We start from the raw sequence: 22906 nt of genomic DNA on the forward strand, positions 1-22906 counted from the left end.
GAGGTGGAAGCGTTGGAAATTTTCTTTAAGGTCGTATTGGTCATTTTCTCGCTGGGCCTGATCGCCGTCGTTCTGCTGCAGCGCGGCAAGAGCGCGGGTCTGTCGGGTGCCATCTCCGGCGGTGCTGAGCACCTGTTCGGTAAGCAGAAAGCCCGCGGTTTGGATTTGTTCCTGCAGCGGCTCACGGTCGTACTGGCGGCTGGATTCTTCATCCTGGCCCTGGTCGTGGCTTATTTCGTGAATCGTTAAGCATAACGGGAGAGAGCAGGGAGCGAGCGCTTCCTGCTTTTTTTATGCCGTCTTGGATTGGAAAATCAAGGATGGGTGAGGCTGGAAGGCGCATTCCGGTTGCCCGGGCGATAAAGCGTGTATACTATACATAGAACGAGGTGATGCGGATGCCGATGTGTACGGAACAGGAGCTGCTCGACTTCATGCGCGAGACGGCTTATAAACCCATGACGTACCAGGAGCTGGAGAAGCATTTTGGCATCGATAATGCCGAGGATTTCAAGGACTTTCTGCGTTTATTGACCGAGATGGAGCAGGACGGTAAAATCCTGCGTACCCGAACCGAGCGCTACGGCGTGCCGGAAAGGATGAATTTGCTTCGGGGACGTCTGCAAGGCCATCCCAAAGGCTTTGCCTTCTTGATTCCGGACGAGCCGGACCATCCGGACGTCTATATTCACGCGAACGACATGAAAAGCGCCATGAACGGCGATATCGTGCTCGTGCGCGTGACGGGTAAGAGCGACAACGGCCAGCGTATGGAAGGCGAAATCGTGCGGATCGTCAAGCGCGCGGTCACGCAGGTCGTCGGCCTGTTCCAGAACCATGAAACGTTCGGGTTCGTCGTGCCGGACGACAAGCGGATCAACAAGGACATTTTCATCCGCCAGGAGAACTTCAAGGGTGCGGTCACCGGCCAAAAGGTCGTGGCCAACATCATCCGCTATCCCGAAGGGCGGTCTGCCGCCGAAGGCGAAATCATCGAAGTGCTTGGGCACAAAGACGACCCGGGCGTCGATATTCTGAGCATTATCCGCAAGCATGGACTGCCGGAAGGCTTTCCTGACGACGTCATGGCCGAAGCCGAAGCCGCGCCGGACTCCATTACGGAGGATGAAATCGTGCGCCAAGGCCGGCGCGATCTGCGCAACCGCGTCATTGTGACGATCGACGGCGAAGACGCGAAGGACTTGGACGACGCGGTCAACGTGGAACGGCTCGAAAACGGCAACTGGCTGCTGGGCGTCCACATCGCGGACGTCAGCTATTACGTGCGCGAGAACTCCAAGCTGGATCAAGAAGCCTACAACCGGGGTTGCAGCGTTTATTTGGTCGATCGGGTCATCCCGATGCTGCCGCACCGGCTGTCGAACGGCATCTGTTCGCTCAATCCGAAAGTGGACAGGCTGACGATGTCCTGCGAAATGGAATTCGATCCCCGCACGATGAAGCGGGTCCGGCATGATATTTTCACGAGCGTGATCCGTACCAAAGAACGGATGACCTATACGAACGTGCGCAAAATCGTCCAGGACGAAGATCCGGAAGTGATGGAGCGTTACGCCGACCTCGTCGACAACTTCCGGCTGATGAAGGAGCTTGCGTTGGCGCTGAGGGGCAGCCGGATGCGCCGGGGCGCGATCGACTTCGACTTCCAGGAGTCGAAGGTCATCGTGGACGAGCAGGGCAAACCGGTCGATATCGTCAAAAGGGAGCGCTCGATCGCGGAACAGATGATCGAGGAGTTCATGCTGGCGGCGAACGAGACGGTGGCGGAGCATTTCCATTGGCTGAAGGTGCCGTTCCTGTACCGGATCCACGAGGAGCCGGACGGGGAGAAGCTGCGGCACTTCATGCAGTTCGCGGGCAACTTCGGCTATGCGGTGCGCGGCAAGGGTAACTCCGTGCATCCGCGAGCGTTGCAGTCGCTGCTGGAGGAAATCCGCGGCACGAAGGAAGAGACCGTCATCAGCACGATGATGCTGCGGTCCATGAAGCAGGCGAAATACGACGCCGAGAGCTTGGGACACTTTGGGCTGGCGGCGGAGTTCTATTCGCACTTCACCTCGCCGATCCGGCGCTATCCTGACCTCGTCATCCACCGGGTGATGCGAGAGGTGCTCGAGAACGGCGGAGGCGGCTTGCCCGAGCTTCGGTTCGACGTCCTGTCGGGCCGGATGCCGGACATCGCGCAGCAGTCGTCCGAGCGCGAACGCGTGGCGGTCGACGCGGAGCGCGACACGGAGAAGCTGAAGAAAGCCGAGTTCATGCTGGATAAGATCGGCGAGGAATTCAGCGGCATCATCAGCGGCGTGACCGGGTTCGGCATGTTCGTGGAACTGGACAACACCGTTGAAGGTCTTATCCGGCTGAGCGATCTGACGGATGACTACTACCATTTCCACGAGCTGCAAATGGCGCTGATCGGGGAACGTACGTCGAAGATCTATCGCATCGGCGACGAAGTGAAAATCCGCGTGGCGCGCGTGAACATGGACGACCATACGATCGATTTCGAGATGGTCGACATGAAGCACCGCAGCGCGGATCGGGCGCGCTGGGTGGATGCGCGCGCCGGAGGTTTCGGCGGTGGCGGCGGAGGCCGCCAGCGCAAGAAGAAGCGCCAGGGCGGCGGCGGGTTCGCCGCCTCGGCGCAGCAGGGCGGCCCGGGCGCAGTGGGCGGCCGCGAGGATCGCCGCGCCGGCGAGAGCGGCGCGGGCAAGGGCCGGCGCGGCGGCGGGCGTGGCGCCGGCGGGCGCGATAAGCGCGTCGCGGAAGCGATCGCGGCCGCGCCGAGCGGAGGCGACGCCGGGTCCGCGGCGACGCAGGGCGGCGGGCGCCGGCAGAAGCGCGGCGCCGGCGGCGGCAACGCCGCTGCCCCCGCGGTCGAGCGCGCGAGCGCCGCGCCTGCACCGGCAGCGGCTGAAAAGCCGCCGCGCGGTCGGGGCAAGAAGGTCGACATGTGGGGACTCCCCGTGTCGGGCGTGGGCCTGAAGGACGACGGCGGCGAGAGCGAAGCGCTCGCCGAAATGCGCAAAGCCAGACGCCGCGAAGGCGGCGGTGGCGGTGGAGGCGGTCGCCGCAAAGGCGGCGGAGCTCCATCCGGCGGCGGCTCGGATGCCGGCGGTGGTGGCGGCAGCAGACCGCCGAGAAGAAGAGGCAAACCGAAAGAATAAACGAACGGGCCAGCCTCCTATATTGGGGCTGGCCCTTCGTATGGGACGCAGCCGACGGTGCAGAACAACAAAAAAGACGATCATTCCCCGTTTGCGGGTTATGATCGTCTTTTATTAAGTTCGCCGATTATCTCGGTTGCTGAGCTGCATATTCCGCATTCGCTTGATCAAGCATCGATTTCCAATTGGCAAAGCGGGTTTCCCGATCCACATGCCGGTCAAGGAGCTCCTCGGGAATACCGCCGATGTCCTCAATCGTTGAAATCGAAAAATTCCCCTTCCGCAGAAACTCCTCGAAGCTCGCTAAGGAAGAGCAGCCGCTCATGAATGCTTCATTAAAGAGGATTTCCAAGGGCACATGATCGGGGTTTCCCGCGTTCGTTTTCATGCCTTGCAATTCGATCAGCAGTTCGTCAAAGGAAATCGGCTTGTTTCTTTTTTTCAGACCTAGCACTCCCCTAAAAAAGATTTTACCCCTTATGATAACATACATCTTTGCCTTATGTATGGTTTTGTGATATGATTAATTCCTTAGCCGAAGCAAATCCTAATTCACATATTGAAAAGGGTTCACATGTCGCGATGGTACCTTTTTCAATGTGTGATTTTTGTTTATACAGAAAAAACATGTTAATGAAAAACGAGGAGGCATATCTCATATGCAAACAGGAACAGTTAAATGGTTTAACGCGGACAAAGGCTTCGGCTTTATCGAAGTGGAAGGCGGAAGCGATGTTTTCGTCCATTTCAGCGCCATTCAAGGCGAAGGCTTTAAAACGCTTGATGAAGGACAACGCGTGCAATTCAATGTAGCCCAAGGAAATCGCGGGCCGCAAGCCGAGAATGTAGTCAAACTGTAAATTCAAACGAACTGCCCTTAACACCAGGTTAAGGGCAGTTTTTCATAAAGGAGGAATTTTGTCATGGCTTATCGAGGCAAACCGATCGAAGAACTCCAACATGTAGAAACGGTGATATGGACCTGCGTCAATGAGGATTGCAAGGGCTGGGTCAGGGATAATTTCGCATTCGCCAAGGAGCCGGTTTGCCATCTTTGTCAATCCCCCATGGTGAGAAGCGTGAAGATGCTGCCGGAGCTTATCAATACGAACAAAGACATGAAGTCCAAGAAACAAGGCATTCAGATATCGTAAACCTGGTTCGCACAAGCCATTTTACAATTCGCGCCGTATCTTATAGGATAAGAAATGGTGCACGGTAGAACGGATTTTGGCGGAGAGGGTGCGGATCAATGGATCGGAGTTTGTATCATGTACTGGGTGCGAAGCAGTTCGACCGGGCGGAGCTGGACCGGTTGTTCGCGGCTTCGAAGGAGATGGAGGGCGTCGTCGCGGCAGGCGGGGACAAGCGGCTGTCTGGACGGATCATGACGACGTTGTTCTTCGAAGCGAGCACGCGTACGCGGCTGTCGTTCGAGTCGGCGATGAACCGGTTGGGCGGCAGCGTCATCGGGACGGAGAACGCCGCACAATTCTCGTCGGCGATCAAGGGCGAGACGCTCGAAGACACCATTCGGATCATCACCGGTTACAGCGACGTCATCGTCATGCGGCATACCGAGATCGGCGCGGCCAAGCGTGCGGCTAAGGTCGCCGGCATTCCGGTCATAAACGCCGGGGACGGCGCGGGCGAGCACCCCACGCAGGCGCTGTTGGACGCATACACCATCCAGAAGGAGTTCGGCCGCATCGACGGGCTCAAAATCGCGATGGTCGGCGATCTCACGTACGGACGGACGGTCCACTCTCTCAGCTACATTTTAGCGAATTACCAAGACGTCATGGTGTACTACATCGCGCCGGAAAACGTGCAAATTCCGAGCTACGTGAAGCAGTACATGGATGAGAAGGGTATAAGATATCAAGAGACCAACGATCTGAACGCGGTGGCCGGCTCGGTCGACGTCGTGTATCAGACTCGAATCCAGAAGGAACGTTTTCCGTCGGTTGAGGAGTATGAGAAAGCCGCGGGCAAATACATCATCGACGCGGCGTTGATGGACCGCATGCGCAAGGAGGCCATCGTGCTTCACCCGCTGCCGCGCGCCGGCGAGATTACGGAGGAAGTGGACGCGGATCCGAGGGCGGCGTACTTCCGCCAGGCGCACAACGGATTGTACATTCGAATGGCGCTCATCGCCAAGTGTCTCAATATGGCGGACTGACGGCGGGGCGTGCTATAATGGGTGTCCGGCGGCATTTTCGGGAATAGGGGAAGAAGGTGAAGGAAAATGGGCAGCAAAAACAAAGACCAGTTCGACAAACCGCTCGCGCAAAACAAAAAAGCGTCCCATGACTACTTCATCGAGGAAACCTTCGAAGCCGGCATGGTGCTGACGGGCACCGAGATCAAGTCGCTCCGGCGGGCCCGGGCGAACATCAACGACGCTTTCGCGACGATCCGCAACGGCGAGATGTTCATCCACAACATGCACATCAGTCCGTTCGAGGAAGGCAACCGTGCCAACGGCGATCCGACGCGCGCCCGCAAGCTTCTGTTGCACAAACAGCAGATTCATAAGCTGCTCGGCTTCGTTAAGCGGGAAGGCTACACGATCGTGCCGCTCAAGGTGTACACGCGCAATGGTTACGCCAAGCTTCTGATCGGCCTGGGCAAAGGCAAGAAGCAGTTCGACAAGCGTGCCGACGCCGCCAAGAAAGACGTGCAGCGCGACATTCAGCGGATTCTTCGGGAGAAGCAAAAGGTCAGTTTTTAAGCTGCGTTGGTTGTTGGTTTGGCGTTTGGCAAGGTTACCAGCAACATCACGGGGTATTTTCAAGCTCCGTGTGCTATAATGAATTTAGTTAGTCATGCTCCATAGCTGCCGTCTGGAATGGCAGCGCCCTTGGATTGCACCGCTGGTGGGCGGTTCGCGCAATCACTTTCGGGGGCGTTTATGGATTCGACGGGGACAGTTCGAGCATGGGTAGCGGGTAGTAGGGCTGCGCCTGCTTTAACAACGCGGAAAGCCTATTAAACGGCAACAAACAACCTTCTCTGGCTCTGGCCGCCTAATAACGGTCACCAGGCTCTAACTCTCCATCGCCCATGTGGCGGGATTAGGGCTCAACTTTAGTGGGATACGCTGTCTAGTCTCCGCCTGGGGCTAGCTGAAGAAGATAATCAGGCTGACCCAACGCAAAGCCGGTTCCGGGGCGTTGCTCGGGTGACATCAAAACTGGGACTACACCCGTAGAAGCCTATGTGGCGTTGTTTTCGGACAGGGGTTCAACTCCCCTCGCCTCCACCATCAAGAAAGCCGACCGCGTGAGGTCGGCTTTTTTGTATGAAGCGAGGGGTTGAACCTGTACGAAAGAGGACAGTAGGGTTCGTTCCGCGCGCAAGACTGCAAAGCAGTCTGAGCACGGCATCTGATTCTACCGCTAAGGTTGTCATCGTCGAATAAGTTTCGTCAGCAATTTCAATAAAAGAAGTCAGATACCCCCGCGCCGAGTAGATAAGCGACCCAAGAAACCGACATGAAATAGTCGGGTTCGTATGGGGAGCATTGAGAAGTCTTGATCTAATCTTCGGAGGTGACACACCATGATCACAGTTCTCAATGTGGACGGCCAAAACCTCACCCCTTGTTTGCCTCACCGGGCCGAACGGGAAGTGAACCGAGCCCGTGCCGTCTGGATCGACGAGCGGACCATCCAATTACTCTACAACCCATTTGTTTTCCAACAATATCGAAAAGCCGCCTTAAAACGGGATCATTACACTTGTTTGTGGTGCGGACTGCCTGCATCGACGGTAGATCACATTGTTCCCTCCAGCAAAGGCGGGTCCGATCATCCTCGAAACTTGCTTGCTGCATGCAGCGATTGCAACTCGAAACGAGGTAACCGCTCGGCGTACGCCTGCCTTAAGGAGAAATTTCTTTCTGTTCCGAATGTAATGAAGCTCGGTTACCGCATTATTAAAGCAACATACAGTCATACGGGTAAAGTTCTAGGCCTGAGGATGAAGGCGTTCATCCTCCGTTAGGAAAGGAGAGGGCAGGTTTGTAAAGGCCGGTCAGGAAAACTATAATGGGTGGCAAGTATCGTATTCAACCAAGGGGGCTATCCGAATGTCATTGAAAGGAAAGCGCGTCATTGTGGTGGGAGGTACTTCAGGTATCGGTCTGTCGACTGCGAAGGCATTTCTGGAGGAAGGGGCTCAGGTGGTTATTGCCAGCCGTTCCTCCGCCAAGCTCTCGGAAGCGAAACAGACGCTTGGCGGGAATGTCGAGACGTATGAGCTGGATTTTCGGAGCGAGGAGAACGCCGCGTCACTTTTCAAAAAGGTCGGCGAGTTCGATCACTTGGTGATTACGGCGGGCGAAGGCGCAATGGGCGATTTCCGCGAATTGCCGGTTGATCAGGCGCAAACCGCTTTTAACAGCAAGTTCTGGGGCCAGTATATGACGGTTAAAGCAGCGCTGCCCTATTTGAACAAAGAAGGGTCGATCTCCTTGACTTCCGGCGTTTACGGCAAACGGCCCGCGAAAGGTGCATCCACTCTAGCCGCAATCAATTCGGCATTGGAAGGTTTAATGCGCGGATTGGCGGTCGACCTTGCACCGATTCGGGTAAACGTAGTTTCTCCCGGAATCGTGGATACGCCTGTCTACGCGGGTATGCCGGAGGAACATCGGAAATCCATGTTCAACGCGATCGCGAGCCAGTTGCCTGTGGGACGGGTCGCGCAGCCGGAAGATATTGCGGAAGCTTATGTTTATCTTGCGAAAAACGGATTCACCACCGGTACCGTTATCCTGATCGAGGGCGGGGCGCTTCTGTCCTAGACTCCTTATGAAATATCTTACGAGTTAAACGGCTAAGGCCATGAACTTCTATGTGAATAGAGCTTCATGGCCATTCTTTTCTGCATTTACCAGAAGATGAAATAGAAAGACCCATATCGACTGAACCAAGAGGTAGATCATGAAGGAGATTCCAAGCCAATAACCGTCGGTATAGTGAAATACCCCCGCCAGCACGGCAGTCCATTCGAAAACCACCGAAACCAACGCCCAAGAAAGAATGTACAATGGAGCCAATTTGGTTTTCCTTTTAATCGGATCGTAAAGGTAAAAGAATAAATAACTGTAGGGACCATACATCAACAACGCAGGAATATCCGCAAAATCGAATGCGGATGTGTCATTGGTGTCGTAAAAGCTGAATGCGATCGAACCTATGTAGTGGTCTGCCAACGCTCCGAATGTCACTCCGCATAGAAAGAAAATAGCGGAAAGTTTTCTTGGGAAGCGCGGAGGAACTTTATAAATAATGAAGAGCCCGAGGCACAATCCCGCAATCACATACCACTCATTGGCATTAAAATGAGTGTCATATACTTTTATGGCCGTCAAGCATGTCCCTCTTTCCTTTGGTCAAACCGCTTGTACCAGGACGTTAAACCCCAAAGAATTACGAATAAACCCAGATAACCTATTCCTATTACGGGCCATACGAAGGAGTAATGATACGAAATAATTTTGAAACGGTTTAGGGCCCAGTCGAATAGGGTTAGTCCAACCCAAATGACGATGGGGATGCCCCACTGCGGTTTTCTTCCATCTGGAGTTTGCAGAGCATTCAAGGCCAGCAGGATGAAAAGCGGAACGGTAATGACTCGATATACCGTCGCCGCAAGCAAAGCGGTGCCGTTCTTTGGAATGCTTATGTAATGAAAGTTTAGATCGAGTATGGTGTAAGAAGTTGCGGTAAGGCTTAGTACAATACCGTACAAAAAGACAACATCCAGAATAGACAGCCTTTTTGGCGTGATGGCGAATAAAATGATGGTTAACCAGGCGATAAAAACACATACGACTAATGGCATTTCACAAATCCCCGTCACTTCATATTGTGAACCTTCTTTTCGTTCATTATTGCCCTAAAAACCCCCCCTATTCGTGTACAGCTTCGAGGATCCGGACGGCCACATGTGATGAAATTTCAAAACTCTGACCTTGGGGTCAGAGTTTTTTTATTGCGCTATCGCTCATTCATCCTTCGACAACACGAAAGTTCTGTAAAGCTGCTCCAGCATCGTATCCGGCGAGTAGCCGCGAATGTCCCGCTGGAATATATACGAGTCGCTGCTTAGTGCGGTGAGCAACATGTCGGCGCGAAAAACGCTATCTGGGGGTGACTGATCCACTCCGCTAGCGGCCATCTCATCATACAGCCCAACAAGCAGCTTGTGCAGTTCATGGTAAATGGGGCCGCGCGCACGGCGGTCCTTCGGCCGGCCGGACGTTACGGATTCCTCGACTCCGGTCAGCAACTGCAATTTCTTCTCTCGAAAAGCCAAGAATAAACGCAGGATGCCTCTCAACCGCAGATACGGAGGTTCCGGCTGATTTTGCTCCAAATATGCTTCCATATCCTCAAACAGAAGATCGACATGATCTTTAATCAGGTCCTGACAAAGCTCGCTTTTATTGCGATAGCGGCGATAAAGCGTACCCGGGCCGAGCTGCGCTTCCGCGGCAATCTGATTCATGCTGACCTGCTCGACGCCATACTGCTCGAACAATCGGATGGCGGCGTTCAGGATACGTTGCCGATTTTCCGCGGCATCCCGGCGTTCCGCACGGGAAGGGGGGATCTCTGCCTTGCTCATGATTTCCAGCTTCCTTTCCGTCCATCATTCTCTGCCATTGACAAGCGGAGAATTCTCCGTTTATATAAAGAGGAGAGGTCTCCGCTTCATCCTAACATGCGACAGAGGAGTGTTCAACCTATGACAAGTAAGCTTCCAAACACGGCTCTCCTGGTGATGGACCTGCAGAACGGCATCGTGTCTCGGTTCGCTGACAAGCCGGAGGCGCTGCTTCCGTTCCGGCAAGCGATCGAGGTCGCGCGCAGCCGCGGCATCCAGATCATCTATGTCCGCGTCGCTTTTCGCGAAGGTTATCCGGAAGTCAGCCCGAACAACAAGTTTTTTGGGGCGGTCACTCAACGGCCTCAAGGCATGACGGAATCGGACGAGGCGACGCAAATTCACGACTCGGTGAAGCCGCAACCGGGTGATGTGCTTGTAACGAAGCGCCGCATAAGCGCCTTTGCCGGCAGTGACCTGGAAGTCATTCTCCGCGCTCGCGGGATCAGCAAACTTGTGCTGACCGGCATCTCAACGAGCGGAGTGGTATTGTCGACGCTTCGGGAAGCGGCGGATAAGGATTTCGAACTCCAGGTGCTCTCGGATGCGTGTCTTGACGCCGATCCCGAGGTGCACAACGTGCTCATGGAGAAAGTGTTCCCCCGTCAGGCCGACGTGATGACGGCGGGGGCTTGGATTGAAAGCTTGAACGAAGCATGATGAAATGGAAACGAACCTTATGGATTTTATGGACCTCTAATTTCATCGCGGTGGCAGGGGTGAGTTTGATCATCCCTTTCTTGCCGTTGTATATCGAAGAGCTTGGCGTTCATCAACTGAGAGATATCAATCTATGGTCCGGATGGATCTTTGCCGCGCAATCCGTGACCGCTGTCATTTTCCAGCCTTTATGGGGAGCGATGGCGGACAAATACGGGCGCAAAGTGATGCTTTTGAGGGCCGGAATTGGCATGGCCGTCATGACCATCCTTATGGGTTTTGTAGACGCGCCTTGGCAATTGCTTGTCTTAAGGCTGATCAACGGCGTTTTTTCCGGGTTTATCTCGATGTCCATTTCTTTGCAGGCGTCGGTCACCCCGAATGAACATGCCGGAAAGGCTTTGGGCACCTTGCAGACAGGTCAAATGGCCGGAAGCTTGATCGGACCTTTGATCGGGGGCATTTTGGCTGAAGCCGTCGGTTTCCGTTATGTATTCGTCTTGACGGGGGCGCTTCTGCTTGCGGCAAGTATCGTCGTGATGGTCTTCGTGGACAAAGGAGCTCCTCTGCGATCCAAAGAGAAAGAAAGTTCACGCGGAGCGGGCAATTGGCGATTGATGGCTCCGCTCATTCCCGTATTCGTCGCCACCATGGTCACCCAAATCGGGATGATGTCCATTCAACCGATTTTGTCGATCTATACGAAATTGCTTTACCATGGCGTCCATCTTGAATTCATCGCGGGACTGGTCGTCTCCGTGACCGGCGTCGCCAATTTGATCGGGTCTCCCTTGCTCGGGCGGTTCGGGGATCGCGTCGGTCAGCGGAAGATCCTCATTTTCTCGCTGGTGATGTCGGGCTTGACCTTTATACCGCAGGCTTTAACCCACAATATCAACGTGCTTCTGATCGGCCGATTTCTGCTCGGGTTGTTTGTCGGCGGGATGCTGCCGTCTCTCAACGTTCTCGTAAAGAAGCTGGCTCCGCAGGAAGTTCAAGCCCGGGCATTCGGTTTGAATTCTTCTTCCCAATTTCTCGGTAACATGATCGGCCCGCTCTTAGGCAGTACGGTGTCTGCGATGTTCGACATCCATTACGTTTTCTATATCACCATGGGCGTTCTTTTCGCGAATGCCTTGATGTTGCTCTTCAATCGCAAGTTAGAGCAAACGATCGCGGCTAAACAAATGAAAACTCCCCTTTAAGTAGTCGCGCCTACTTAAAGGGGAGAATCACGTCGGTTTATTGCTTTTGTTTCAACAAGTCCCTAATTTCCGTCAGCAGAATTTCTTCTTTAGAAGGAGCGGCCGGTGCCGGCGGCTTATTTTCTTCTTTTCTCTTGAACTTCGTGATGAGTTTAATGAATAAGAAAATGGAAAAAGCGACGATTAAGAAATCAATGACCGTCTGGAGAAAGGTGCCGTAATTCAAGACAGCGTCGCCGTACTTGAAGTGAAGGCCATTCAGGTCAACGCCTCCGATAAGCAAACCGATAATGGGCGTGATGAGATCATTGACTAAAGAAGTCACGATTTTTCCGAATGCGGCACCGATGATAACCCCGATCGCCAGGTCAAGAACATTGCCTTTCAGCGCAAAAGCCTTAAACTCTTTCCACATAGGATGAATCTCCTTCAAGTGAGGTAAGGGTCATTTCGTTCCCATTACTCAAAGCATTATAAAGACACGACTTGCAAAATACAATCGAAATCCGTTTTCATGAAAAATAAGCCGCAAAACCCGTGTTAATTTGAGCGACCATCACCAAGCCCGACCTCACCGGTTGGGTTTTTTCGTACTCACCAAACTTCATCTCCCACCGAATGATACAAAATGTATTATTAATTTGATACAATATGTTTCACGATGGATAATCGCGTTGGGAGGGGCATTCATGTCCGATAGTCCGGCAACGAAGTGGTTTTGTGCGAGAGTTTTCTTTTTATTACTAATGGCTGTCTGCTTATTCAGTTCCGGATTGTTTTTAGGGAAAGCTCAAGCTGCCACTCGCACGACAATCCACATTACCGATGACTCAGCAGGAAGCTATGTGGATAGCGCGATCGGACTGCCGAACGGAAGAGTTGGATACGTGTTTTATACCAACAGCTGGAAAGATATTTGGTATAAGGTTCTCAACGCTAACGGCACGGAGGCATTCAGCAGAAAATTATTCACAAGAACGGATGACACTGTGACCTACAGGGTTTACCCTTTCGCGAGGAACGGGGGGGATACGCTCATCGTATTTGTCGAAGATACAAATAACGGCGATTCATTCGGTTATCTTAAATATTTGATTATCGATAAAGACGGCAATGTCGGCACCGCAACAACGCTAGCAACATCCACCTATATGACTTATCCGACAAGCGCGGCCCTGCTGTCCAATGGCGGAGTGGCCGTGACTTTTCACAATGACACGGGGTTTGATTACGGCTTGCATTTTTACGACGCGAACATGAACCCGGTCCGAACCGTAACGTTTTCCGATCAGATCAGCCAGGTCAAAAGGGTTTACTCCGTGACCGCGAACAACGATAACCGGGTGATGCTGCTCAAAAGAACGAATTCGGCCACCAACGCCTTCCAGGCAACGTTATATGATAATAGCGGAAATTTCGTAAAAGACGTTGTCAGCGGGACGAATCTTTTTGCCACTGCTTTGTCCAACGGGAACTTCGCCATCCTCTCCGGAGATCCCGCGTCCTCCCTGTCGATGAGTATATACGATCCAAACGGGAGCGCCGTGGGGACACCGATCAACGTGGGAGGGCCCTTCGGTCCCGTCTCTGCCTACGACTACGAACCTACATGGCCGAATCCCATGCTATTCCCCACGGCTGACGGAAGAGCCATTCTCTATGATTTCAGCAGTACGACCAAAACAGCGAGAGTGAAAGAATATACAAACGCAGGCGTGCTAATCAAGGATTGGACGGCTGCGGATTCATCCGAATCTTCGCAATATGGATATACTCCCTACACCTTGAATCCTCAACCGGGGTTCGGGGTCTATAACGATATCTCGGGAGATTTGGTGCTGTACCAGGTGCAGTCTCCGACGATCATAATCCACCCGGCTGACCAGACGGTGACGCAAGGACAGTCCGCTTCCTTCTCCGTGACTGCCGGTGGTGACGAGCCGCTCAGTTACCAATGGAAGAAGGATGGTACCAACATTAACGGAGCGAATGCCGCTACTTTTACCATTGCCAGCGCACAATCCGGCGACGCGGGCGTTTACACGGTTGAGGTCACCAATGGAGGGGGCAGTGTAACCAGTAATCCGGCGACGTTGGTGGTCAACCACAAGGTGACTTTCGATAAGAACGGCGGAGATACGGATGCCTCTCCGGCGACGATAACGGTCACTCATGGAGGCAACGTAGGCACGCTGCCGACCGAGCCGACGAGTGCGGGCCACACATTCGCGGGCTGGAACACGGCTGCGGACGGAACCGGCAGCGCGTTTACCGCATCGACGGTCGTCACCGCAAACCAGACGGTGTACGCGCAATGGTCACTGAACACGTACACAGTCACGTTCGATAAGAACGGCGGGGATACGGATGCCTCACCGGCGACGATTACAGTCACCCATGGAGGCAATGTGGGCACGCTGCCTACCGCGCCGACGCGGGCGCACTACACGTTCGCAGGCTGGAACACCGCATCGAACGGAAGCGGCAGCCCGTTCACGGCGGCAACGACCGTCACCGGCAACCAGAACGTATACGCCCAATGGGCGCAAATTACCTATACGGTGAGCTATGTTGTTGGAGCCAATGGCTCGATCAGTTCGACGAGCGAGATGGTCGGCAGCGGCGGAACCCCTGCAACAGTGCCGGCAGTCACTCCCGACAGCGGTTATGTGTTCGCCGGCTGGAGCAGTGACGGCGGCGTCACCAAACTCACGTCCGCGCAAGTGGCATCGACACCGGTGACGGCTCCGATTACCTACATCGCCTACTTCATGGTGGATGTTCCCGGCGTGCCGAATATTCATTCCGCAACTGCGGGAGACGGCAAAGTCAGTCTGGGCTGGAGCCCGGTGGCCGGCGCGACAGGCTATAAAATCTACCAAAGCGTAACTTCCAGCACCTACGGAACGGAAGCATTAACCGTTACCGGTTCGGTATATGGAGCGGATGTGACCGGGTTGACCAATGGAACGACTTATTATTTCGTCGTTACGGCAATGAACGGGAGCGGCGAGAGCTCAGCTTCCAACCAGGTGAGCGCAACGCCGATGACAGTCCCACTGGCACCGACCAACGTCGTGGCGACTGCAGGAGACGGCCAAGCGACCATCACGTTCACCCCTTCGACGAACAATGGCGGAAGCGCCGTGACCGGCTATCAGGTGATATCTTCTCCCGGCGGTATCGTTGTGAGCGGGACAACGAATACGATTAACGTTACGGGATTGACGAACGGAACGTCCTATACTTTTACGGTAAAAGCGATCAACAGCGCGGGAAGCAGTCCGGCTTCCGCGGCCTCCGCTCCCGTCACGCCGAGTGCGCCTGCCACGAGCACGACCGGGTCTACAAACTCGACCGGGAATCAGAGTCAGGCAGTGGAAATTCTGGTCAACGGCAAGGCGGTGCAGAATGCAGGAATGGCGACGAAAACCGTAAGGAAGGAGCAAACCGCTACGACCGTCGTTGTCGATCCGCAGAAAATAGGGGAGAAGCTGACGGCTGAAGGCCAGGGTGCAGTGATCACGATTCGGGTCCGTACGCAATCCGACGTTATCGTGGGCGAATTGAACGGTCGGCTGGTCAAAGCCATGAAACAAAATGAAGCGGTCGTCGTGATCAAGACGGAGAACGCAACCTTTACTTTGCCGGCCCAGCTAATCAATATCGGTGCCCTGCAGGATATCGATCTTCAAATCGAAATCGGCAAGCCTGCCGCCGACATGATGAAGGTCGTGGAAAATACCGCGGCTTCCGGAGGGTTCGCGATCGTCGTGCCTCCAATCGAATTCACGGTAAAAGCGACCTCCGGCAATACGACGGTTGAGATCCCGAAGTTCAACGGTTTTGTGGAACGTACCATTGCCATACCGGACGGAGTAGATCCCCATAAGATCACTACCGGAGTCGTGATCGAACCGGATGGAACCGTGCGTCAAGTGCCGACGAAGATCATTAACGTTGAAGGGAAGTATTACGCCAAAATCAGCAGCCCGACGAATGGAACGTACTCCGTTGTTTGGAATCCGCGCGAGTTTAAGGATGTAGCCGGACATTGGGCTAAAGCAGCCGTGAACGACTTGGGCTCCAGAATGGTGATTAGCGGTATAACCGCGGACCTCTTCCAACCGGATCAAGATATAACCCGAGCGGAATTCGCGGCAATTATGGTTCGTGGCTTGGGATTGAAGCTCGAAAGCGGAAATTTCCCGTTCTCTGACGTGAAGCCTTCGGATTGGTTCAGCAGCGCGGTGTCGACCGCTCACTCGTACGGGCTGATCAGCGGATTCGAAGACGGAACGTTCCGCCCAACGGCGAAAATAACGAGAGAACAAGCCATGGTGATCGTGGCAAAAGCGATGCGATTCACGAATTTGAAGGCAAAGATTCCGGCCGGTTCGGCAGAAGATTGGCTGAAGCCGTATGCAGATTCGATAAACATTTCGGAATGGGCGAAGAACGGCGTTGCCGACAGCATAAGTGCGGGAATCGTTTCGGGACGAAATGAAAGCCTTTTGGCTCCCAAAGCTTATATTTCGAGAGCGGAAGTTGCCGTACTGATCCAGCGTTTGCTTCAAAAATCGGATTTGATATGATCGTATAAGAGTATCTAGAATTTCTAAGGGTGACAAAGATGAATCGAAAATATTGTTGTTAAAGCAAGTAAAGAAATGCGCCCCCAATCAATGGGGGCGCATTTGTCATCTTAGCTTATTTCAGCGAAGCGCTATAAACATTATGGCCTTCCTTCTCCGTATAATACACCTTCCCGCCCTCGACAGCCGAGCTGCTGACCACATCGGAAGTTTTGAAAACGATATTGCCATTCAGATCATAAACGACAAGCGTGTACGGCGTATTGGCTTCTTTGACGAATGTGCACAGGACGTAGCCATCGTCTTCGGTTACCGATGCGAGTTTGGATTCGGGGTTCAGATGTTCTTCCGGCCCGCCTTCCAAAGAGAATCGATAGAGGTCGCCGTCGCTGTTCAGATAAACGTTGTTCCCGATAATCGCGAATCCCGTCGCTTCCAGATCGCTGACCCGAGTGGTCTCGTTGGTTACCAGATTGATTTTGTGGAGGCGGCTGAAATCCGTGTCCTTCTCCATGTTGTAAGCCAGTACATAAAGATCGTGATCGATCAAGCTGAGATCGCGGCTGCTGCTGCCCGTGGATCCTCCATTAGCTAGAGCTTTCATAGTCTCGCCATATACGTAAGCGGGATCGCCGGCCGGCTTTGCTTCCTGGGTTCCGATTGCCACGCTCAAATTGTTCGGGCTCGGCGGAAAGCCTTGTCTCACTTTGATTTTCGTGTCTCCGAACGTCCGAAACGTCAGGTAACCGGACTCCGCGAGTTCGAATTTACCCTTCTCGTTCAACCTAAAGTATTCATCATGTCCCATGATGGCTCCGCCTTGATGGTAGGACAGCCATAGACTTCCGTCTTGCACGTACAAGCTGCCTGTCACGCGGGATTTTCCGTCCCCTTCGCTCCAGATCGGAAGCTGAGTGAGCGTCACGGATTTGCCGATGGTTCCGACTTTGGAACTTACCACGGCTCCGTCTTTTCCGATAGCGTATTTGTATCCTTGGTAGAGGGTTGCGCCGTCCGCGGTTGTTCCGGGCATGGAGGCCGCTTTCGTGACCTTCGGATTGGTGGACGAGACGGCTAGTCCCGTTTTGGAATCAAAATGATAAGACCATCCGAGTTCCTTCACGGCGTAGCTCCAGGTAAGCGGAAAATACGTCACGTTGCGGAATGAGAGGAACGGGTACTGCCCCTGATCGGCGTCTCGAATGACTTTTCCGTTCAAATGAAGGTCGCCCGTCCGGATCGTTGCCGTCTGCGTCTTCTTATTCACGAACATTCCCCGCACATCGCGATAAGCGGCGGCGACACGGGTTTGATTGATCGCCAGTCCATTGTTGCTGTCCCAGGTCGTTTCCACCCCGAGGAACCGGCTGTCATTGTAGGTCATCGGAAAATAGGTAATGTCCTTGTACACGATCAGCGGGTACTGCCGATAAGCGTTATCGATCTTAATCCCGTTGAGGGACACGTTAAAGCTCGGCAAAGTCACGCTCACTTGGCTGGGTGCAGCAAAAAGAGTTTGCGGAATCGCCAAGGTGAACAACAGCGTCAGTATCGATACCAAAAATGCAGCGTTCTTTTTCATCATCTAAGTCACTCCTCCCGATTAAGTAGAACGATCTAAGAGGATAAATGTTGCACGGTTGCCGAAAAAAGCCGACCCCGTGAGGTCGGCTTTTCCTATAACGTTTTGTTCAACTTTCCCTGCTGGACGGCCGTCTGTCGCTGACCGCCCCCACGAGACCATATCACCACGGGAATCAGAATCAGGGACATGATACCGCCGGCCAAGGAAAGCGTGGCATAACTGGTGCCCGCCATAACCATGCCGGATAAGGTGCCGCCGGAAGCTCCTGCCAGCGCAACCAACACGTCCACCGTGCCTTGCGTCTTGGCCCGCGAAGACGACTGCGTCGAATCGACAATGAGCGCCGTGCCGCTGATCAAGCCGAAGTTCCACCCTAAACCCAGCAATGCAAGGGCCAGAACCAAGTACACGAGGGAATCTCCCGGTGCGGCAGCCGCCAGTACGCCTGCAAGAAGCAAGGTCGCTCCCGAAGCGATGGTCATCGCCATCCGGCCAATCTTATCGACTAAGATACCGGTCACGAGGGAGGGAAGGTACATCGCTCCGATATGGATGCCGATGACGAGACCGACTTCGCGGAGCCCGTGGCCATGATGCTGCATATGTACGGGCGTCATGGTCATGATGGCCACCATCACGATTTGAGTGAGCACCATGATCGCAGCGCCTACCGCTACGCCTCTTTTATTGAGCGGTTGTAGAACGGCAGCCGTACCTTCCGCAGCTTGCCCGGTATGTTGCTGAGCTTGCGCGATCGCTTTGGCCACGATCAGGGGATCCGGACGAAGCAACACGAAAACGACAAGACCCGCCGATAGGAATGCCGCTGCACCGAGCAGAAAAGGACCCGCGAGTGCGGGGATGCCGAGTGAGCTCGCAAAGCGGCCCATGACATCCACCAGGTTCGGACCGGCTACCGCACCGAACGTCGTCGAAACCAATGCGATGCTGACCGCCGTCGCTCTCTGCTTGGCGCTCGCCAAATCCGTGCCGGCATAACGAGCTTGCAGATTGGTCGCCGTACCAGCGCCGTAAATCAGCAGGGAGACGAATAACAGGAATACGCTGTTCAGCACGGCAGCCGAGACAACGCCGATCGCGCCAAGCCCGCCGGCAAGAAATCCTGCCGTAAGACCTGTCCGGCGCCCCAAACGCTGAGAAAGCCTTCCGACCCAAAACGCAGCTCCTGCGGACCCCAATGTCAGCAGACCTGCCGGCAATCCTGCATACGCATTCGTTCCAAGCATTTGCTGCGCGAGGAGCGCGCCCACCGTAACCCCCGCCGCCAGCCCGGCACCGCCGAATATTTGCGAAAGACTGACGATGAATAACGTCCGTTTATATAGAGCTCTCTGCTTGTCGGGGGTATCAAATTCGTGCAAGGCGTTCACCTCTCATTCGTCATTCAATTCATCACTGGTTGACCGATAAAGCATGCCGGCCTCGTGACGATCCGCAACCTGCAGCTTATTAAGGATATTGGAAATGTGGTTCGCAACGGTTTTGGGACTCAGGTGAAGGGCCGCGGCAATTTTGGCATTCGTGTAGTCGTCTTTAATGAATTGCAAAATTTCCATTTCCCTCGCGGTCAGCTCTGCCAATGCCGGATTGAGCGGGGCGTTCTGCTTCGTCACCGAGAAGTAATCCATCATTCTGGAGGCGATATCGGTGCTGAAAACAGCGCCGCCGTTGCCCACCATCCGAATGGACTGCAGCAACTCCATCTCCCCGGCATCCTTCAATACGTATCCCCGGGCCCCGGACTGCATCGCGCTAAAAACGGACTTGTCGTTTGCGAGCATGGTGACGATGAGGATTTTAATCCGGGAATCCTTCTCCATAATCAGGCGAGTGGCCTCAATCCCATTAATGCCCGGCATGCGAATATCCATCACGATGACATCCGGTTGAAGCCGTACAGCCAGCTCAACGGCCTCTTCCCCGGTCGAAGCTTCCCCGATTACTTCCAAATCGTCCGTGGTTTGAATCAAATTGCGTACTCCGCTTCGAAAAAGCGGATGATCGTCGGCCAACAAAATTTTCATGCGCTTTCCTCTCCTTTGGCACCGAACGGGATGACAGCTTTAATCACGGTCCCACCGGTGTCGCGCGGTTCCACCGTACAGTGACCTCCGAGCTCGGCAGCCCGTTCTTGAATGGAATTCAGGCCGATGCCTCCGCCGGGCTCCGGCTGCACAAGGCGAGAAAGGCCGATCCCGTTGTCTTCGATCTGCATGATGAGTTTGTCATTGTGAACGTCTATGTTGATATCACAACTCGTCGCCCTTGCATGCTTCACGACATTCACGAAGGATTCCACGACGATGCGATAAGCGGCGACCTCTACTGCAGCGGGCAGCGGAGGAAGCTGCTCGGGGCCATGCAGGCGAACGGTCAATTCGGGGAGATGCATTTGGTCGATGCGCGCTTGGATCGCGCCTAGCAAGCCAAACTCATCCAAGGCCGGCGGGCGCATGTCGTGAACCAAGGTTCGAATATCCGTCACCGTGGAACGGATTTCCCCGCGAAGCTCCGAGAGCATTTGCTTCGCGGTATCGGGATTTTTGCCGATGTACTGTTCGGCCGCGGCGACATTGAAACCAAGCGACAATAGCCGGGGCGCAAGTTCGTCATGCAAATTTCGCCGAATTTGCCTTCGTTCCTCCTCCCGTGCTAACACAAGCTTTTCCCGGGACTCCTGCAGGTCGCCCGCAAGAAGCTTCATGCCCAGATGCATTTTCACGTTTTGGACGATCGGGCCGGCTTGGCGCAACATGACTTCCAGCAGCTTTCGGTCATCCGAGGAGAAGGTTTCGTCCGGAGAACGGCTTGAGATCGTCAGCGATCCGACACGTTCCCCTCCGTGCAGAATCGGGAAGTGATAGGTGTCGTATCGCGTGACGCCCGAAGCTGCCGCCAATTGCGGCACGCCGTTAACATCAATCGATATCGCCGCATAAGGCAGACGCAGCGCGTCCCGGACGGACTCCGCGACAACCTTCACCATTTCCTCGGGGTCGATCGGTTTGATCAACTGATTGCCAAGGCCGGCCAATATGGCATAAGGATCATCATGCCTGCCTTTCATCAGACGTTTTAGAAGCTTTTGCAGCCATTCTTTGAGGGGCCCGAACATGACGGCGACAATCGCGGTGGCGATCAACGAAACCCAGTAATTGCCCCGGGCCTGAAATAAATTCCCCAGATACCAGACGGAGAGTGAGTAGACGAGCAGGATGGAAAGCGATAAAGCTCCGTACAGAAGCGTCCGATTCACCAGCGGATCGATATCCCACAACCGATGGCGAAGCACCGCGAACGCAAGCGTGAGGGGGATGATGGAGACGGCAACCGACAGCACAGCAATTAAGGAGATATAGGTGATCGGATTAGGCGAGGGGAGCAGCACGATGAATCCGCTGGTCACGAAGAAACCGAGAAAGGACATTGCGGCGCCATACACGACCCATTTGGTCTGCTGCCCATGCTCACGGTTAATCCGCTTCAGATAAGAATGGATTTGCGACCCTAGGGCGGTCACGATCATAATTCCGTAGTACATGATCCTAAGATGACCGGGCCAAACCTTGAGATCAAGCGGCGTTCCGGGGAAGGTCAGACTCAGCAGCTGGACCAAGCAGAACGGAACGTAAGCGGCCATTGTCCATGGCGTTGTCAGCTTGCCATTCGGAAATAGCAGCAAAAATAAAAACAGCGCCATTCTTCCGACGACCGCGATGAATTCCGTCCATGACGCAATAGCCGGGCGCCCCTCAGCGGCAAGATACAACAGGGACGAAAACGTGCAGCCGTACGTAACGAGAGCGACCGCCGCAAGGAGTGCCATCCCGTCCCGTTTGCTTTTGAGAAGAATGACGACCGCCGCCGCGAAATAAACCAAAGCCAGCCCGCAATCATTGAGCACGAAAGCCAAAGCGTAGGAGTCCGGCGTCAGGCGGTATCGGCTTAACGTCTCAATCGTATAAAACAAGGGTCCGATCGGCTCGCAGGATTGAAGAAAGCATTTCGACCGCAATAAATCGTAATAGACAGGTATATTTCGGATAAAAAATAGCGAGGCAGCCGCAATCATCAGATAAGCGAGAATTTGCAGCGATAGATTCCTGAGTCTCATCACGATCACCTGGCCCGCCATTTTGGATGCCATTATTATATCAACCAAGAAAATCCATGCATAGAACGACTCTCCCGGACCTTTCGTTTCCCGAATCTCCTACCGAAACTTCCCGACCGAAATAGGTATGCCCTGCCCTCGTGATCGGGAATGCCGCCTTGTTATGATTCATTTGTAAAACAGTTAAGTTCCTGGAGGTTATGAAACGGATGCAAAAAGTTGTGAAGTGGTTGGGCGTGGTCGTTATTTTGGCGGGCATCGCGAGAATGGGAATGACTCCCTCGGCACTCATCTGGGGAGGTGACAGCCATCAGGAGCTGCTGTGCGGATACGTCGCCGCGATTCTCATGGCTTTCAGTTCAATCGCGCTCTATTTGCCTCAAATGAAGGAAACCGGCAAACTTGGCTTCGCGGCTGTGTTCATTACGGCAGCCGGCAACATCGTCATTTCCGGGCAGCAATACGGGATTTGGGCCTATGGCGCCTATGCAGAAAAGGGATTATTCGTGAACGTAACCGGCGCGCTCGTCGGAATCGGAATGATGCTGGGCACGATCCTGCTGGGCATCGTAACGTTCCGTGCCAAAGTCTTTCCTCTCTGGAACGTGTTGCTGTTCGTCGTTATGCTCGTATCGTTCGGCATTCCCGGGTTGGAGAGCTGGTTCGCGTTATTCTGGGGGCTTGCCTATGGGGCTATGGGCTATACCATCGTCACCAGCCGTTATCGGAATAAGGAAGCAGCCGCAAAATCGCTCAGCGTGGCTTCGTAAATTTACACAACTGGGCGGCGAGTATTTCACTCGTCGCCCTTTTGCTGCGGGGAGAAGGATATATACAATCCGTATCGAATAAGGTTT

The 22906-nt window shown here is 54.1% G+C and carries 21 protein-coding genes and 1 other RNA gene; 13 read left to right on the forward strand and 9 right to left on the reverse strand.

Annotated elements, in window-relative coordinates:
- Positions 1-12: 12 nt before the first annotated feature.
- Together secG and rnr are read left to right on the forward strand one after the other, a co-directional pair.
- The gene (gene secG, locus EAV92_RS21335) at positions 13-249 is read left to right on the forward strand and encodes a preprotein translocase subunit SecG (protein ID WP_123042951.1); all 237 of its coding nucleotides are present in this window, start codon (positions 13-15) and stop codon (positions 247-249) included.
- 155 nt (positions 250-404) lie between these two features.
- A complete protein-coding gene (gene rnr / locus EAV92_RS21340; protein ID WP_123043846.1) occupies positions 405-3188 on the forward strand; it encodes a ribonuclease R in 2784 nt (927 codons plus the stop codon).
- 127 nt (positions 3189-3315) lie between these two features.
- Here rnr and EAV92_RS21345 read toward each other — a convergent pair whose 3' ends face one another.
- A complete protein-coding gene (locus EAV92_RS21345) occupies positions 3316-3642 on the reverse strand; it encodes a hypothetical protein (RefSeq protein WP_420888791.1) in 327 nt (108 codons plus the stop codon).
- Positions 3643-3847: 205 nt separating this feature from the next.
- Between EAV92_RS21345 and EAV92_RS21350 the strand changes: the two genes are divergently transcribed.
- The 7 genes from EAV92_RS21350 to EAV92_RS21380 all read left to right on the forward strand — a co-directional run bounded on the left by EAV92_RS21350 (position 3848) and on the right by EAV92_RS21380 (position 8001).
- On the forward strand, positions 3848-4048 hold the full coding sequence (locus EAV92_RS21350; RefSeq protein ID WP_123042952.1) for a cold-shock protein: 201 nt from the start codon (positions 3848-3850) through the stop codon (positions 4046-4048).
- 63 nt (positions 4049-4111) lie between these two features.
- Positions 4112-4342 (forward strand): cold-shock protein, encoded by a 231-nt coding sequence (locus EAV92_RS21355; RefSeq protein WP_123042953.1) that lies wholly within the window; start codon positions 4112-4114, stop codon positions 4340-4342.
- Positions 4343-4440: 98 nt separating this feature from the next.
- Positions 4441-5373, forward strand: coding sequence for an aspartate carbamoyltransferase (pyrB, locus tag EAV92_RS21360; RefSeq protein ID WP_123042954.1), 933 nt, complete (start codon positions 4441-4443; stop codon positions 5371-5373).
- A 66-nt stretch (positions 5374-5439) separates the two neighbouring features.
- A complete protein-coding gene (gene smpB / locus EAV92_RS21365) occupies positions 5440-5925 on the forward strand; it encodes an SsrA-binding protein SmpB (protein WP_123042955.1) in 486 nt (161 codons plus the stop codon).
- Between the two features lie 170 nt (positions 5926-6095).
- Positions 6096-6459, forward strand: a transfer-messenger RNA (tmRNA) gene (gene ssrA / locus EAV92_RS21370).
- 296 nt (positions 6460-6755) lie between these two features.
- Positions 6756-7199, forward strand: a complete 444-nt coding sequence (locus EAV92_RS21375) for an HNH endonuclease (RefSeq protein ID WP_123042956.1) — start codon at positions 6756-6758, stop codon at positions 7197-7199.
- 85 nt (positions 7200-7284) lie between these two features.
- Entirely contained in the window at positions 7285-8001 is a 717-nt protein-coding gene (locus EAV92_RS21380) for an SDR family oxidoreductase (protein WP_123042957.1), read from the forward strand.
- Between the two features lie 48 nt (positions 8002-8049).
- On the opposite strand, the gene EAV92_RS21385 is transcribed toward EAV92_RS21380, so the two are convergent.
- The 3 genes from EAV92_RS21385 to EAV92_RS21395 form a co-directional block, all read right to left on the reverse strand.
- Complete coding sequence (locus tag EAV92_RS21385; RefSeq protein ID WP_123042958.1) at positions 8050-8571, reverse strand: hypothetical protein; 522 nt, start codon at positions 8569-8571, stop codon at positions 8050-8052.
- A complete protein-coding gene (locus EAV92_RS21390) occupies positions 8568-9044 on the reverse strand; it encodes a hypothetical protein (RefSeq protein ID WP_123042959.1) in 477 nt (158 codons plus the stop codon). Before EAV92_RS21390 ends, EAV92_RS21385 begins: the two co-directional genes overlap by 4 nt.
- A 162-nt stretch (positions 9045-9206) precedes the next feature.
- A complete protein-coding gene (locus EAV92_RS21395; RefSeq protein WP_123042960.1) occupies positions 9207-9830 on the reverse strand; it encodes a TetR/AcrR family transcriptional regulator in 624 nt (207 codons plus the stop codon).
- 120 nt (positions 9831-9950) lie between these two features.
- Here EAV92_RS21395 and EAV92_RS21400 point away from each other — a divergent pair, with 120 nt between their 5' ends.
- Both EAV92_RS21400 and EAV92_RS21405 read left to right on the forward strand, forming a co-directional pair.
- Positions 9951-10529 carry a cysteine hydrolase family protein gene (locus tag EAV92_RS21400; RefSeq protein ID WP_123042961.1) on the forward strand — a complete coding sequence of 193 codons (579 nt, stop codon included), beginning with the start codon at positions 9951-9953 and terminating at the stop codon, positions 10527-10529.
- Positions 10529-11734: an MFS transporter gene (locus EAV92_RS21405; protein ID WP_277424241.1), complete on the forward strand. Its 1206-nt coding sequence runs from the start codon at positions 10529-10531 to the stop codon at positions 11732-11734. The genes EAV92_RS21400 and EAV92_RS21405 overlap by 1 nt, the downstream gene beginning before the upstream one ends.
- 37 nt (positions 11735-11771) lie before the next feature.
- Here EAV92_RS21405 and mscL read toward each other — a convergent pair whose 3' ends face one another.
- Positions 11772-12149, reverse strand: a complete 378-nt coding sequence (gene mscL / locus EAV92_RS21410) for a large conductance mechanosensitive channel protein MscL (protein ID WP_123042963.1) — start codon at positions 12147-12149, stop codon at positions 11772-11774.
- A 784-nt stretch (positions 12150-12933) separates the two neighbouring features.
- Between mscL and EAV92_RS21415 the strand changes: the two genes are divergently transcribed.
- Entirely contained in the window at positions 12934-16329 is a 3396-nt protein-coding gene (locus EAV92_RS21415; RefSeq protein ID WP_164472877.1) for an S-layer homology domain-containing protein, read from the forward strand.
- A 115-nt stretch (positions 16330-16444) separates the two neighbouring features.
- Here the strand turns inward: EAV92_RS21415 and EAV92_RS21420 are convergent, their stop codons facing one another.
- From EAV92_RS21420 to EAV92_RS21435, 4 genes are all read right to left on the reverse strand, one after another.
- Positions 16445-17914: a hypothetical protein gene (locus EAV92_RS21420; RefSeq protein WP_123042965.1), complete on the reverse strand. Its 1470-nt coding sequence runs from the start codon at positions 17912-17914 to the stop codon at positions 16445-16447.
- A 92-nt stretch (positions 17915-18006) separates the two neighbouring features.
- Positions 18007-19296: an MFS transporter gene (locus tag EAV92_RS21425; protein ID WP_241158343.1), complete on the reverse strand. Its 1290-nt coding sequence runs from the start codon at positions 19294-19296 to the stop codon at positions 18007-18009.
- A gap of 12 nt (positions 19297-19308) precedes the next feature.
- Entirely contained in the window at positions 19309-19959 is a 651-nt protein-coding gene (locus tag EAV92_RS21430; RefSeq protein ID WP_123042967.1) for a response regulator transcription factor, read from the reverse strand.
- Entirely contained in the window at positions 19956-21905 is a 1950-nt protein-coding gene (locus EAV92_RS21435) for a sensor histidine kinase (protein ID WP_164472878.1), read from the reverse strand. The genes EAV92_RS21430 and EAV92_RS21435 overlap by 4 nt, the downstream gene beginning before the upstream one ends.
- 353 nt (positions 21906-22258) lie before the next feature.
- Here EAV92_RS21435 and EAV92_RS21440 point away from each other — a divergent pair, with 353 nt between their 5' ends.
- A complete protein-coding gene (locus tag EAV92_RS21440; protein WP_123042969.1) occupies positions 22259-22819 on the forward strand; it encodes a hypothetical protein in 561 nt (186 codons plus the stop codon).
- The last annotated feature ends 87 nt before the right edge of the window (positions 22820-22906 follow it).

Origin of the sequence: Cohnella candidum (assembly GCF_003713065.1) — a bacterium.
GTDB lineage: Bacteria > Bacillota > Bacilli > Paenibacillales > Paenibacillaceae > Cohnella > Cohnella candidum.